Below are 13792 nucleotides of genomic sequence, written 5' to 3' on the forward strand. Positions count from 1 at the left end.
CCTGAACCTATCGTCTCAACCTTTGTCTTAGTCGACTCGGTGCGTATCGAACATCTGTTCGATAGGCTGGGGGGCGTGGGTTGGCACAACGGACCGCCGAGCTGGGCCGAGATGGAGCGAGTCCTTGGTGGCAAGCCCCGCCGGGCGGGCATGCCACTCGAGGAGCCCGTGGGTGACGGCGGTGACAGCCCGGCCTGGTCGCGCAAGCGGGGTGCCTACGAGCCGGTGGACAGGCCCGCGGGCACGGGGGCGTCAGTCCCGTATGCCGAACTTCACGCCCACTCCGCGTACAGCTTCCTCGATGGGGCCAGCACACCCGAGGAACTCGTGGAGGAGGCCGCCCGGCTCGACCTTCGGTCCATAGCGCTGACCGATCACGACGGGCTCTATGGGGTGGTGCGGTTCGCCGAGGCCGCCCGCGAACTCGACGTGTCCACGGTGTTCGGTGCGGAGCTGTCGCTGAGTAACGTCGCGCGCACAGAGGACCCCGATCCGCCGGGGCCGCATCTGCTGGTGCTGGCGCGTGGGCCGGAGGGGTACCGGCGGCTGTCCCGCGAACTCGCCAGGGCACACCTGGCGGGCGGGGAGAAGGGCAAGCCGCGCTACGACTACGACACGCTGGCTGAGGCTGCTGGTGGGCACTGGCACATCCTCACCGGGTGTCGCAAGGGTCATGTCCGCCAAGCGCTCTCGACGGGCGGGCCGGAGGCGGCCGGGGCCGCGCTCGCTGATCTGGTGGACCGGTTCGGCGCCGACCGGGTCAGCGTGGAGGTGACCCGACACGGTCATCCGCACGACGATGAGCGCAACGCCGTGCTGGCCGGGCTCGCACCCCGCTTCGGGGTCGGCGTCGTCGCCACCACCGCCGCGCACTTCGCCGAACCCTCACGGGGCCGGCTGGCCATGGCGATGGGCGCCATCCGTGCACGGAACTCGATGGACGAGGCGGCGGGGTGGTTGGCGCCGCTGGGCGGATCGCATCTGCGCTCGGGGGAGGAGATGGCGCGACTGTTCTCGCACTGTCCCGAGGTCGTCACCGCCGCAGCGGATCTCGGTGAACAGTGCGCGTTCGGCCTGGCGCTCATCGCCCCGAGGCTGCCGCCCTTCGAGGTGCCCGACGGGCACACCGAGGGAAGCTGGTTGCGGCACCTGACGATTACCGGCGCGCGCAACCGGTACGGTCCGCCCGAACGGGCCGCGCGCGCGTACGCGCAGATCGAGCATGAGCTCAAGGTCATCAACCAGTTGAACTTCCCGGGTTACTTCCTGGTGGTGCACGACATCACCCGGTTCTGTCGCGAGAACGCGATCCTGGCCCAGGGCCGGGGGTCGGCGGCGAACTCGGCGGTCTGCTACGCGCTGGGTGTCACCAACGTCGACCCGGTCGCCAACGACCTGCTGTTCGAACGGTTTCTCTCGCCGGCGCGCGACGGGCCGCCCGATATCGATATCGACATCGAATCAGACCTGCGGGAGAAGGCGATTCAATACGTCTACGACCGGTACGGCCGCGACTACGCCGCACAGGTCGCCAACGTCATCACTTACCGGGGCCGTAGTGCGGTGCGCGATATGGCCCGCGCGCTCGGATTCTCCCAAGGCCAGCAGGACGCCTGGAGCAAGCACATCAGCCGGTGGAACGGCCTGCCCGACTCGCCGGATGTCGAGGAGATCCCGAAGCCGGTGATCGATCTGGCGTTGCAGATCAAGAACCTGCCCCGGCATATGGGCATCCACTCCGGCGGCATGGTGATCTGCGACCGTCCCATCGCCGACGTGTGTCCGGTGGAGTGGGCGCGCATGGAGAACCGCAGCGTGCTGCAGTGGGACAAGGATGACTGCGCGGCAATCGGTTTGGTGAAGTTCGACCTGCTGGGCCTTGGCATGCTCTCGGCTCTGCACTACGCCATCGACCTGACCGCCGAGCACAAGGGTATCGAGGTCGACCTGTCGAGGCTGGATCTCTCCGAGGCGGGCGTGTACGAGATGCTGCAGCGCGCCGACTCGATCGGGGTGTTCCAGGTGGAGTCCCGCGCGCAGATGGCCACGCTGCCCAGGTTGAAACCGCGGATCTTCTACGACCTGGTGGTCGAGGTGGCGCTCATCCGGCCCGGGCCCATTCAAGGCGGGTCGGTGCACCCCTACATCCGGCGCCGCAATGGGGAGGAGGCGGTCACCTACGACCACCCGTCGATGGAACCGGCGCTGCGCAAGACGTTGGGAATACCGCTGTTCCAGGAGCAGCTCATGCAACTTGCCGTCGACTGCGCGGGCTTCTCCGCGGCCGAGGCGGACCAGTTGCGCAGGGCAATGGGGTCCAAGCGCTCCACTGACAAGATGCGCAGGCTGCGCGACCGCTTCTATGACGGCATGCAGACCAGACACGGCATCACCGGCACGGTGGCCGACCGCATCTACGAGAAGCTGGAGGCCTTCGCCAACTTTGGCTTCCCCGAGAGTCATTCGTTGAGCTTCGCCTCGCTGGTGTTCTATTCGTCGTGGTTCAAACTGCACCATCCGGCGGTGTTCTGCGCGGCATTGCTGCGGGCGCAGCCGATGGGCTTCTACTCGCCGCAGTCGTTGGTTGCCGATGCGCGGCGCCACGGCGTCGTCGTGCACGGGCCGGACGCGAACGCCAGCCTTGCGCACGCCACGTTGGAGAACTGCGGTCTCGACGTCCGGTTGGGGCTCGGCTCGGTCCGAAACATCGGCACCGACCTGGCCGAGCGTATCGTCGACGAACGAAACGCCAACGGGCCGTTCGTATCCCTGGTCGACCTGGCTGGCCGGGTGCAGCTGTCAGTACCGCAGACCGAGGCGCTCGCCACGGCGGGGGCGCTGAACTGCTTCGGGGTGTCCCGGCGCGAGGGGCTGTGGGCCGCAGGGGCCGCCGCCACCCAGCGACCCGACCGATTGCCCGGCGTCGGGTCGTCGTCGCACGTCCCGTCCCTGCCGGGGATGACGGCACTGGAACTCGTCGCCGCCGACGTGTGGGCCACCGGTGTCTCACCGGACAGCCATCCCGTGCAGTTCCTGCGGGAGCGTCTCGAGCAGCTAGGCGTGGTGCCGGCCAACCGACTGTTGTCGGTGCCCGACGGAACCCGGGTCCTGGTCGCGGGTGCGGTGACGCATCGGCAGCGCCCGGCGACGGCGCAGGGGGTGACGTTCATGAACCTGGAGGACGAGACCGGAATGGTCAACGTGCTGTGCTCGCGCGGCGTGTGGGGACGGCATCGCAAGCTGGCGCAGACCGCGTCGGCCCTGGTGGTGCGCGGGATCGTGCAGAACGCGACCGGGGCCGTCACCGTGGTCGCCGACCAGATGCGCGCCATGGACATGCGCGTGGCCTCGAAGTCGCGCGACTTCCAGTAGCGCGCAGACGCGCCTGCGCGCTGTCCCCCGATCGGTGGACATGGGATTCACCCGGTGCATCCACCGGTCGCCCGACAGACCCCGAGTCGAGATCACGACATAGTTGTCTCATCGCCGGAACACACCGGCAAGCAGGCCAAAAAGTCCACTCGCACAGAAGGATTCACGACATGACCACCACCATCGCCCGCATCTTCGTCCTCCCGATCGTGGCCGCCGGCATCTTCGCCGGTGCGGTCCTGGGAATGTCCGGTATGGCCCACGCCCAGAGCCTCGGCGGCCAGGAGCCCAGCGGCCCCGGCAACCTGTTCAGCCCGCAGACCTACGCCGACCCGGCGCCGACGGTCATGCCGGGCTGGTACCACAACCACGGCCCCGCCTACATCACCTACCTCACCGGCGGGGACGAGGCGTAAAGGCAGCCGGGCGTTGAGACTGCGCTGAGGGTCGTGATTCCCGACGAATCACGACCCTCAGCGCATTCTCGCGAGCCGGGGGTCAAGCGGTGGGCGTGGTCCACACCTTGTCGATGCTGATCCTGATGCGGGTGCTGTAGTCGCCCATCGACTCGGTGAGCCCAAACTGGTCGGCCGACGGACCGAACTTCGCCCAGTAGGGGCCGTCCTCTCGGCAGTCGACACCCTCGGCGTCGACGGTGGCCTCCCCGCCGATGACGATGATGCCGCCGCCGCTGCCGTCCGAGTCGAGATTCACACTTACCTTCGGGCGCTGCCTGATGTGCGCCACCTTCGCCGCGCTGGGCATCGTGTAGACGAACAACGCAGTGCCGTCGAAGTGCAACCAGATCAACTTCGGCACGGGCTGGCCCGATTTCGCGACCGTGGTAAGCCAGGCGAAGTGGGCGGCGGACAGGCGATCGGTCACATCCGGGGTCAGGTCAGCGCTCATAGGCGCGAATGTAGTCTCCGGTCATGACGCCTTCGAGCCCCCTGAACCTCACCGTCGATGAACTCCTGACCACCACCCGCTCGGTCCGCAAGCGTCTGGACTTCGACAGGCCGGTGCCGCGCGAAGTGATCATGGAATGCCTTGAGCTGGCATTGCAGGCGCCGACGGGATCCAACGCGCAGGGCTGGCAGTTCGTCTTCGTCGAGGATGCCGAGAAGAAGAAGGCGCTCGCCGACATCTACCGCACCTTTGGCACGCCGTACCTGGATTTTCCGCCGCCAGAGCGTGGCGACATTCGTGACGAGCAGATCGGTGCGGTGACGAACTCCGCGAAGTACCTCAACGAGAACTTCGAAAAGGCACCCGTGTTGATGATTCCCTGCCTCGAGGGCCGGGCGGAGGGCGCATCGGCGGGCATGTCCGCGTCGTTCTGGGGGTCGCTGCTGCCCGCGACGTGGAGCTTCATGCTGGCATTGCGGTCGCGTGGCCTCGGCTCGGCGTGGACGACGCTGCACATGATGGACGACGGTGAGAAGAAGGCCGCCGAGATCCTCGGGATCCCGTTCGACCGGTACACCCAGGGCGGGCTGTTCCCGATCGCCTACACCAAGGGCACCGACTTCAAGCCGGCCAAGCGGCTGCCCGCCGAGCAGCTCACCCACTGGAACACCTGGTAGATCGCCTCAGATGGCGCCGGTGAAACCCTGCTGGCGCCACGCCTCGTACACCACCACCGCCGCGGCATTCGACAGGTTCAACGACCGCCGGCCCGCAAGCATGGGGATGCGCACCCGGGTGGTGATGTGGGGGTCGGCGAGCGTGTCGGCGGCCAGGCCCGTCGGCTCGGGACCGAACAATAGGACGTCGCCGGGTACGTAGTCCACGTCGGCGAACGAACTGTCGGCGTGCGCGGTGAACGCGAACACTCGCGCGGGCATGACGGCCGTCCAGGCGGCGTCCAGATCCGGATGCACGGTCACCGAGGCCAGGTCGTGGTAGTCCAGCCCGGCGCGGCGCAACTTCGGTTCGGTGAGGTCGAATCCCAGCGGTTCGACGAGATGCAATTCGCAGCCGGTCGCGGCGACCATCCGGATCGCGTTGCCCGTGTTGGGCGCGATGCGGGGCGAATAGAACATCACCTTGAACACGGCGATAATGGTCGCATGGTCGCGCAGAGTCACTGGATGCAGAAGGTCACGGCCGATCCCGGACACTCGCACTGGTACGTCGAGCGGTTCCGTGCCATGGCGCGCGCCGGTGACGACCTGGCCGGCGAGGCACGCTTCGTGGATGCGATGGCTCCGCGCGGTGCCCATATCCTCGACGCCGGCTGCGGTCCCGGCCGGCTGGGCGGTTATCTGGCCGCCGCCGGTCACCACGTCGTCGGTGTCGACGTCGACCCGACCCTCATCGAGGCCGCCGAGCAGGACTGTCCCGGACCGACCTGGCTCGTCGGCGACCTCGCTGAACTCGACCTGCCCGCGCGCGGCATCACCGACCCCTTCGACGTGATCCTGTCGGCAGGCAATGTCATGACATTCCTTGCCCCGAGCACCCGGGTTCAGGTGCTGGTCCGGTTGCGTGCCCACCTCAAGCAGGATGGCCGGGCGGTCATCGGCTTCGGCGCCGGTCGCGAGTACGAGTTCGACGAATTCCTCGACGACGCCGCGACTGCCGGGTTCGCGCCCGAACTGCTGCTGTCCGCCTGGGATGTGCGACCGTTCACCGAGAACTCCGACTTCCTCGTCGCGCTTCTTCGGCCGGCGTAGTAGATATCGGCATTTGCTCGTATAGCACACGATCTGGCAACGCCGCGGTAACGACTCTGTCCGTTCAGTAAGAATTGTGGAATCGGGTGCACTTCGCTGGCATACTCGACCAATTGCCGGGCGATGACGCCTGCCCATGTCAGGGCAATGAGCTGCAGGAAGTCTTATGAACGACGCGCGATCACCGAAATTTGGACAAGCGGCCGGTAGTGCGGCCGGGCTGTAATGACGTCCTTCGAGCAGCAACCACACGGCGCCGTCGCAGCGGAATTCGATCTCCATGCGGCGCAGCCACCGAAGCGGCCGCCTCGGTGGTCGATGAGCAATTGGCCGGTTCGCTGGAAAGTCGTCGCAATCGTCTTGGTGCCGCTGCTCCTCGCGGGGATATTCGGTGGGCTGCGGGTCTACTCGGGCTGGAATGAGGCGGGCGATCTGCGGCTGGCCGCCGACCGCGCCGAAATGGCGCCGGCGATCGCCAACTACATGGCCGCGCTCGAGGGCGCGCTGCTGGCCAACTCCACCGGTGGTGACGCTCAGGCGGCGCTGACCGCATTCGACTCCAACAAGCGGGATCTCGCCCGGGCGCTCGAGACGACTGACGTGGTGCCCGACGTCGGCACGGGTGTCACGAATCTGCTCGACGGCGGCCAGGCGCTTCTGGACCGGGTCATCGCCAACAGCATCCCGCTGCGCGAGAAGGTCACGACCTACGCGCCGATCCTGCTCACCGCCGAGGACGCAGTGATCGGATCGGTCCGTGTCGAGGACGAGAGAATCCGCGCCGAGGGGCTCGGGCTGTCCCGCGCGATGGGCGCGCGCGGGCAGATGATGATGCAGCAGCTGCTGGTGAACCTCGGTGCCGAGCTGCCCGAGCCCGAGCTTCGCACGTCGATGATCACCCTGGCCGGTACCGAGCCCTCGACGTTGTTCGGGATGGCCCAGGTGCTCGGTGTCGGGTCGGCCGACGCGCAGAAGCTCCAGGCCGAGATGGTCAAGCGGATGGCCATGATGTCGGATCCGGCCGTGCCGCTGGTCAACAACCCGGAGATCACCGCCTCGCTGCAGGCGACCGATGACATCGCCACGCAGGTGATCGACTCGACCACCACGGCCGTGACGACGGGGGTCGAGGATCAGGCGTCGGCCAAGCGGCAGGAGGCCATTAGGGACTCCGTGATCGTCGGCGCCGCGGTGCTGCTGGCGCTCCTGCTCGTGACGCTGGTCGCGCGGACACTGATCCGTCCGCTGCGCACGCTGCGCGACGGCGCGCTCAAGGTGGCCCACGAAGACCTCTCCCGTGAACTCGAACGCGTCCTCGCCGGTGGTGAGCCGGGTCCGGTGAAACCGCTGCCGGTGCACACCACCGAGGAGATTGGACAGGTCGCGCACGCTGTCGACGAACTGCACGAGCAGGCCGTGCTGCTGGCCGGTGAACAGGCCCGGCTGCAGGTCCAGGTCGGCGACATGTTCGAGACGCTGTCCCGGCGCAATCGCTCGCTCGTCGATCAGCAGCTGTCGCTGATCGACTACCTGGAACGCAACGAAGAGGACCCCGAACGACTCCAAAGTCTGTTCCACCTCGACCATCTCGCGGCTCGCATGCGCCGCAACGGCGCGAACCTCCTGGTGCTGGCCGGTTCGCGGGTGGCTCGCGAGCAGGCTGACCACGTGCCGGTCTCGGCGCTGATCAACGCCGCGGCCTCCGAGGTGGAGGACTACACCCGCGTGGTCACCGCGTCGGTCCCCGACAGCGAGGTGCTCGGCGTGGTGGCCGGTGACCTGGTGCATCTGCTGGCGGAACTCCTCGACAACGCGCTGCGGTACTCACCACCCACCTCGCAGGTGCGGGTGTCGGCGGTGCACACCGGCAATGGTGGCCTCGTCATCGAGATCAGCGACGTCGGCTTGGGCATGACGGATTCCGATCTGCGCGTGGCGAATACGCGACTGCAGTCCGGTGGTGAGGTCAATCCGTACACCGCGCGCCACATGGGGCTCTTCGTGGTGGGCCGGCTCGCCGCTCAGCACGGGCTGGTCGTGCGGCTGCGCAGCACCGTCGCAGGTGACCCGAACTCGGGCACCACCGCCGGTGTCTACGTACCGGCCGAACTGCTGCTGCGCGGTGGCGCCGGGTTGATGGACACGCCTGCGTTCGGCGTGCCGGCTCAGCCCGAGGAGAGCTACCCGCCAGCTCAGTTCGCGCAGGACGAGCCCGAATTCGAGTCGGCGCCCGCTGCGCCCGCGGCGCCCGCTGCTCCGGAGTACCGAAACGGGCACGTCGACCCGGGTGTCTCCTTCCTGCCGCAACGCGATCCGGGGGCCAGCGGGATCGCCCACATCCCGGCCGGTCCACCGGCGTTCACGGAACTCGCACCGGAGCCGACGCCCGAGCCGGTGTCGAGCCAGTGGTCGGACGACCAGTGGCCGGAAGACTCGATGCCCGCCCAGTCGCTCCCGCAACGTCAGGCTCCGACTGACACGTCGGCGTTCTTCGCCTCGCGTGCACAGGCCGCCGAGCCGAAGCCGCAAGCGCCGCGGCAGGAGCCGGAGCAGTCGCAGGAGCCGGTGCGGGCCGAGCAGGCCCCGGCACCGGCGAGCGGTGACGGCAGCATCTTCGACAAGATGCTCTCGGAGTGGCTCATCGACGATCCCAACGAACTGGCCAACAGCACCGACCTCGACTGGCAGACGGTGTGGGACCGGGGCTGGTCTGCGGCGGAGGCGGCTGAGCAGGCGCCGGTGGCCGAACACACCGAGCACGGTCTGCCGATCCGCGAGCCCGGTGCCCGTCTGGTGCCCGGCGCCGCCGAGGACGATGACGGTCGCAACGGTCGACATCGCAACGGCACCAACGGCGTCCAGGACAACGGCCGCAATGACACCAGCCGCAATGACGAAGAAGGGCTTCCGGTGCGCGACCCCGAGGCGGTGCGCGCCAGCATCAGCAACCACTTCGGCGGAGTGCACGCTGGCCGGCAGGCCCGTGAGAGTAGGGAGGCAGACAGCGAATGACCCGTTCCGCCCAGCGTGAATCACTGGACTGGCTGGTCGCCAAGTTCGCCAACGAGGTCTCCGGGGTATCGCACGCGATCCTGGTGTCGGCCGACGGGTTGTTGATGGCGGCCAGTGCCCACATGCCCATCGAGCGCGCCGACCAACTCGCGGCCGTCGCCTCCGGGCTGGCCAGCCTGTCCGCCGGTGCCGCGCAACTCTTCGACGGCGGCTACGTGCTGCAGTCCGTCGTCGAGATGGAGAACGGCTACCTGCTGCTGATGCGGGTTGGTGATGGTTCGCACCTGGCCACGCTGGCCACCCGAACCTGCGATATCGGCCAGATCGGTTATGAGATGGCGATCCTGGTTGAGCGCGTCGGTACCGTCGTCCAGTCAGCCCGTCGCACCGCGCAGCGTTAGTGAGACGTCATGGACAGGTGGCGCGACGGATGGGAGTCCAGGGAACCGCTGGGTGAGCCCAGCCTGGTGCGGCCATACACCCTGACGTCGGGCCGCACGAACTCCCGGGTCGAACTGCCGCTCGAGGCACCGGTCGGGACGCTCGAGCCCGGCCCCGCGCCGCGCTGGCCGGGTAACGACATTCGGGCCCGGATTCTTCAGCTGGGCGTGAGCAGCCCATCGGTCGCAGAGATCGCCGCGTTGTTGTCCTTGCCACTCGGCGTCGCGCGCGTGCTGATCGGCGATTTGGTGACGCAAGGGTATCTTCGGGTGCATGCCACCCTTTCGGAGTCGGCGACCACGGATGAACGACGAGAGCTGATAGGAAGGACCTTGCGTGGCCTACGGGCACTTTGATGGTCCCCGAGACACCGCAACCCAGCGGCGGCGGGAGACCGCCTCAACGAAGATCGTGATCTCCGGCGGATTCGGTGCTGGCAAGACGACATTCGTCGGTGCGGTCTCGGAGATCATGCCGCTGCGGACCGAGGCCATCGTGACGAACGCCTCACAGGGGTTGGACGGTCTCGAGGCGACACCGGACAAGACCACCACCACCGTCGCCATGGACTTCGGGCGCATCACCCTGGCTGACGATCTGGTGCTCTACCTGTTCGGCACGCCCGGGCAGCGGCGGTTCTGGTTCATGTGGGACGACCTCATCCGCGGTGCCATCGGCGCGATCATCCTGGTCGACGTGCGACGCCTACAGGACAGTTTCGCCGCCGTCGACTTCTTCGAGGCCCGCAAGCTGCCGTTCGTCATCGGTGTCAACGAATTCGACGGTGCACCAAGGTATCCAGCGCAGGAAGTGCGCAAGGCGCTCGCGCTGCCCGACCACATCCCGGTAGTCCTCGTTGATGCCCGTGACCGCCACTCGGCGCGGGCGTCGCTCATCGCGGTCACCGAGTACGCGTTGACCAACCTCAGCAACGCGTCATAAATGGCGGATTCCGAACAGGTGTGGGTGGACCAAGAGTTCACCGGCCACGACTTTCGCGACGAGGACCTCAGCCGACTGCGTACCGAGCGGGTGGTGTTCACCGACTGCAACTTCTCCGGTGTCGACCTGACCGAGTCGGAGCATTACGGCTCGGCGTTCCGCAACTGCGACTTCCGGCGGGCATCCCTGCAGCACAGCACGTTTGCGCAGTGCAGTCTGCTCGGATCGGTGTTCTCCGAGAGCCGGATGCGGCCGGCGACGTTCACCGAGGTGGACCTCACGCTGACCGTGCTCGCGGCGTGTGACCTGCAGAAGGTGGACCTGTCGGACTGTCGCCTCCGGGAGGCCAGCCTGGTCGGCGCGGACCTGCGCAAGGCGGTGCTGCGGCGCGCGGACCTGATGGGCGCCCGCACGCAGGACGCCAAGCTCGAGCAGGCCGATCTACGCGGGGCGCGCGTCGACGCGACGTTCTGGACCACCGCGAAGCTCCGCGGGGCCAGGGTCGACATCGATCAGGCGATGGCCTACGCCGTGGCGCACGGCCTGGTCCTCGGCGGCGACTGACCCGCGGGCAGCTGGGCGGACCTAGCCGGCCTTGAGGCGGATCTTGAACCGCACGAAGCTCAGGTAGAACACCGATAGCGCGGCCAGCATGGCCATGTCGAAGAGCCACGCCCCGGAGGTGTGCCTCCAGTGCGCGTCGTCGGGCATGATCGGCGGCTTCACCATGTCTGTGACGCCTACCGTTGACGCCGTCGCCGCGAAACCCCAGCGGGCAGGCGTCACCCACGACATCTGGTCGAGCGGTGCCCGGCCCGTGACCGGGATCAGGCCGCCGGAGAACACCAGCTGGCTCATCACCGCCACGACGAGCAGCGGCATGATCTGCTCGCTGGTCTTCGCCAACGCCGACAGTGCGAGGCCGACCGTCGCCGCGCACACGGTGGTGGCGGCCATTCCCAGGAACAGCTCGATGGCGGCAGCCGTTTCGCTACTGCCCAGCATCACCGCGCCATTCTTGGGCATGCCGACGCCGATCAGCGTGATCGCCGTGACGATGCCGGACTGCACGATCGCGAACACCGAGTAGATGCAGACCTTCGCCAGCAGATAGGCAGTGGTGGACAGGCCGACCGCCTGCTCGCGCAGGAAGATCGCGCGTTCGCCGATCAGGTCGCGGACCGTCAGCGCGGTGCCCATGAAGATGGCGCCGACGTTGAGCAGCACCAGCACCTGGCCCGGCTGGTTGGGCGCGTCGCCGAGCGGATCGGGTTGACCGAAGCCGGTGGAGCCGGGCACGGAGAGCGACAGCACGCCCATGATGAACGGCAGGATGGCCAAGAAGATGAAGTAGCCGCGGTCGGAGACGATCAGCCGGATCTGTCGTCGCGCGATGGTCGAGAACTGCCGCATAACGCTGGTGGCGGCTGGGCTGCCGAGATCGGCGGGTTCACCGGCCTGCGGTGCGGGACCCGCTGGACCGTTGCGTTCGAGGAACTTGCGGCTGGCACCGTCGGGGTCGCTCGCGACGGCGCTGAAGATATCGGCCCAGTTGGTGGTGCCGAGCTGCGGCCCGATCTGGCTGGGCGGCCCGGCGAACGCGGTCTTGCCGCCCGGCGCCAGGAGCAGCACCTGATCGCAGACATCCAGGTAGGTCAGCGAGTGCGTGACGACCAGCACCACACGGCCGGCGTCGGCCAGCTGGCGCAGCATCGTCATCACCTGGCGGTCCAGTGCGGGATCCAGGCCGGAGGTGGGCTCGTCGAGGATCAGCAGCGACGGGCCGGTCAGCAGCTCGAGTGCAACCGATGCGCGCTTGCGCTGCCCGCCCGACAGCTTGTCGACGCGGGTCTCCAGATGTTTGGTCATCTCGAGTTCCTCGAGCACCTGCATGACGACCTGCTCGCGGTCGGCCGTAGTGGTGTCCGGTGGCAGCCGCAGTTCCGCGGCGTACATCAGCGCCTGCTTGACGGTCAGCTGGCCGTGCACGACATCGTCCTGGGGGACCATCCCGATTCGGGAGCGCAACGAGGCGTAGTCGGCGTGGACGTCGTGGCCCTCGAAGGTCACCGTGCCGGAGGTCGGATGGGTGTATCCGGCGACCAGTCGGGCGAAGGTGGACTTGCCCGCGCCGGACGGCCCGATCACCGCGGTGAGGGTGCCCGGTCGCGCGGTCAGCGAGATGTTGTCGAGCAGCGTCTTATTGCCCTCGATGGTCCAGGTGACGCCGTTGACGTCGAGCCCGCCAGTGCGGGTGGCGGCTTCGGTCTCGGTGCGCCGGGCCAGCGTTCCGCCCGTGAACACCAGGTCGACGTTGCCGATGGTGACCACATCGCCGTCGCGCAGCAGTGCCGCGTCGACACGGGTGCCGTTGACGAATGTGCCGTTGATGCTGCGGTTGTCGCGGATCTCGGTGCCAGTGGGGGTGAGCACCAGGGTGGCGTGGTGGCGCCCGGCCAGCACGTCGGGGATGACGATGTCGTTATCGGTCGCGCGACCGATCTTGACCGACCCCGCAGGAGCCTCCGGCGCCCGTCCGGGGCGCAGGATCTTCATCATGCTGGTGGCGAGATTGCCCTCACTCTGGCGCGGTGCGGCCGTCGGGCCCAGCTGGGTGACCGGTTCGGCCGACGGCCCCGAGATCGGCTGCGACACGTGCGGTGGCGGGTACGCCTGCTGCGGCGCGCTCGGGTAGGCATGCGGCGCACTGGGGTACGACGACTGCGGGCCGCTCGGATAGGCGGGCTGTCCGCCGCTGGGCGGCATCGGCGTGGGGCCCGACGGGTAACGCGGCTGCTGACCCGACGGGTACATCGGCTGTGCGCGCGGTCCCGGCGGTGGCGGCATCGGGGGCCGGTTGGCCGGCGGCGCGTGCGGCGGCTGGGTGGGCCATGCGGCGCTGGGCCGACCTGCGACCGGCACCGCCTCGGTCGGCGGTGGCGACCCGGCGGCGCCCTGGTGATGCCCGACCTCGAAGGTCAGTCGGGGCCCATCGGGGTTGCCGATGTTGACGCCGAGCCCGTCGGCGATGTCGGCGACGGGGGCGCGCTGGCCGTTGACGTACATCCCGTTGAGGGAGCCGTTGTCGATGGCCAGCCATCGGCCCTGGTCGAATCGCAGGATCAAGTGGGCACGCGAGGTCAGCGGGTGGGCAATCCGGACGTCGGCACGGAGATCGCGGCCAACGACAACGTCGTTTCCTGGCGCGAAGGTGCGGGACGAACCGTCATACCGAACGGTCAGCGCGGGCGGTGAGGGTCGCGTCATCGAAGGCAACTCTATCGGTACCGCGCACGGGCGTTGATTTCGACGGGTTAACGATTTGGTATTCGTGCCCACGATTGACG

The 13792-nt window shown here is 68.0% G+C and carries 12 protein-coding genes; 9 read left to right on the top strand and 3 right to left on the bottom strand.

Features of this window, described 5'->3' with window-relative positions:
• Positions 1 to 75: 75 nt before the first annotated feature.
• On the top strand, positions 76 to 3372 hold the full coding sequence (locus ABIA65_RS25280) for an error-prone DNA polymerase (RefSeq protein WP_354525265.1): 3297 nt from the start codon (positions 76 to 78) through the stop codon (positions 3370 to 3372).
• A 170-nt stretch (positions 3373 to 3542) separates the two neighbouring features.
• Positions 3543 to 3788 (top strand): hypothetical protein, encoded by a 246-nt coding sequence (locus ABIA65_RS25285; RefSeq protein WP_354525266.1) that lies wholly within the window; start codon positions 3543 to 3545, stop codon positions 3786 to 3788.
• A gap of 82 nt (positions 3789 to 3870) precedes the next feature.
• Here the strand turns inward: ABIA65_RS25285 and ABIA65_RS25290 are convergent, their stop codons facing one another.
• Entirely contained in the window at positions 3871 to 4281 is a 411-nt protein-coding gene (locus ABIA65_RS25290) for a TIGR03667 family PPOX class F420-dependent oxidoreductase (protein WP_241400608.1), read from the bottom strand.
• 23 nt (positions 4282 to 4304) lie between these two features.
• Here ABIA65_RS25290 and ABIA65_RS25295 point away from each other — a divergent pair, with 23 nt between their 5' ends.
• Positions 4305 to 4958 carry a nitroreductase family protein gene (locus ABIA65_RS25295; protein WP_354525267.1) on the top strand — a complete coding sequence of 218 codons (654 nt, stop codon included), beginning with the start codon at positions 4305 to 4307 and terminating at the stop codon, positions 4956 to 4958.
• A 6-nt stretch (positions 4959 to 4964) separates the two neighbouring features.
• Here the strand turns inward: ABIA65_RS25295 and ABIA65_RS25300 are convergent, their stop codons facing one another.
• A complete protein-coding gene (locus tag ABIA65_RS25300) occupies positions 4965 to 5429 on the bottom strand; it encodes a tRNA (cytidine(34)-2'-O)-methyltransferase (protein WP_241400606.1) in 465 nt (154 codons plus the stop codon).
• Between the two features lie 15 nt (positions 5430 to 5444).
• On the opposite strand from ABIA65_RS25300, the gene ABIA65_RS25305 reads away from it, so the two are divergent.
• The 6 genes from ABIA65_RS25305 to ABIA65_RS25330 all read left to right on the top strand — a co-directional run bounded on the left by ABIA65_RS25305 (position 5445) and on the right by ABIA65_RS25330 (position 11009).
• Entirely contained in the window at positions 5445 to 6050 is a 606-nt protein-coding gene (locus tag ABIA65_RS25305; protein WP_241400605.1) for a class I SAM-dependent methyltransferase, read from the top strand.
• 225 nt (positions 6051 to 6275) lie between these two features.
• The gene (locus ABIA65_RS25310) at positions 6276 to 9062 is read left to right on the top strand and encodes a HAMP domain-containing sensor histidine kinase (protein ID WP_354525268.1); all 2787 of its coding nucleotides are present in this window, start codon (positions 6276 to 6278) and stop codon (positions 9060 to 9062) included.
• On the top strand, positions 9059 to 9463 hold the full coding sequence (locus ABIA65_RS25315; protein WP_241400603.1) for a serine protease inhibitor: 405 nt from the start codon (positions 9059 to 9061) through the stop codon (positions 9461 to 9463). The genes ABIA65_RS25310 and ABIA65_RS25315 overlap by 4 nt, the downstream gene beginning before the upstream one ends.
• A 9-nt stretch (positions 9464 to 9472) precedes the next feature.
• Complete coding sequence (locus tag ABIA65_RS25320) at positions 9473 to 9859, top strand: DUF742 domain-containing protein (RefSeq protein WP_241400602.1); 387 nt, start codon at positions 9473 to 9475, stop codon at positions 9857 to 9859.
• Entirely contained in the window at positions 9840 to 10445 is a 606-nt protein-coding gene (locus tag ABIA65_RS25325) for a GTP-binding protein (RefSeq protein ID WP_241400601.1), read from the top strand. The genes ABIA65_RS25320 and ABIA65_RS25325 overlap by 20 nt, the downstream gene beginning before the upstream one ends.
• Complete coding sequence (locus ABIA65_RS25330; protein WP_241400600.1) at positions 10446 to 11009, top strand: pentapeptide repeat-containing protein; 564 nt, start codon at positions 10446 to 10448, stop codon at positions 11007 to 11009.
• 21 nt (positions 11010 to 11030) lie between these two features.
• On the opposite strand, the gene ABIA65_RS25335 is transcribed toward ABIA65_RS25330, so the two are convergent.
• The gene (locus ABIA65_RS25335) at positions 11031 to 13712 is read right to left on the bottom strand and encodes an ATP-binding cassette domain-containing protein (RefSeq protein ID WP_354525269.1); all 2682 of its coding nucleotides are present in this window, start codon (positions 13710 to 13712) and stop codon (positions 11031 to 11033) included.
• Between the last annotated feature and the right edge of the window lie 80 nt (positions 13713 to 13792).

Source organism: Mycolicibacterium sp. 624 (assembly GCF_040548615.1).
GTDB lineage: Bacteria > Actinomycetota > Actinomycetes > Mycobacteriales > Mycobacteriaceae > Mycobacterium.

What these genes read in the sequence shown, in the direction of transcription:
- ABIA65_RS25285 (WP_354525266.1), top strand. Translation starts at nt 3,543, where the DNA reads ATGACCACCACCATCGCCCGCATCTTCGTCCTCCCGATCGTGGCCGCC.
- ABIA65_RS25290 (WP_241400608.1), bottom strand. Translation starts at nt 4,281, where the DNA reads ATGAGCGCTGACCTGACCCCGGATGTGACCGATCGCCTGTCCGCCGCC.
- ABIA65_RS25295 (WP_354525267.1), top strand. Translation starts at nt 4,305, where the DNA reads ATGACGCCTTCGAGCCCCCTGAACCTCACCGTCGATGAACTCCTGACC.
- ABIA65_RS25305 (WP_241400605.1), top strand. Translation starts at nt 5,445, where the DNA reads ATGGTCGCGCAGAGTCACTGGATGCAGAAGGTCACGGCCGATCCCGGA.
- ABIA65_RS25310 (WP_354525268.1), top strand. Translation starts at nt 6,276, where the DNA reads ATGACGTCCTTCGAGCAGCAACCACACGGCGCCGTCGCAGCGGAATTC.
- ABIA65_RS25315 (WP_241400603.1), top strand. Translation starts at nt 9,059, where the DNA reads ATGACCCGTTCCGCCCAGCGTGAATCACTGGACTGGCTGGTCGCCAAG.
- ABIA65_RS25320 (WP_241400602.1), top strand. Translation starts at nt 9,473, where the DNA reads ATGGACAGGTGGCGCGACGGATGGGAGTCCAGGGAACCGCTGGGTGAG.
- ABIA65_RS25330 (WP_241400600.1), top strand. Translation starts at nt 10,446, where the DNA reads ATGGCGGATTCCGAACAGGTGTGGGTGGACCAAGAGTTCACCGGCCAC.
- ABIA65_RS25335 (WP_354525269.1), bottom strand. Translation starts at nt 13,712, where the DNA reads ATGACGCGACCCTCACCGCCCGCGCTGACCGTTCGGTATGACGGTTCG.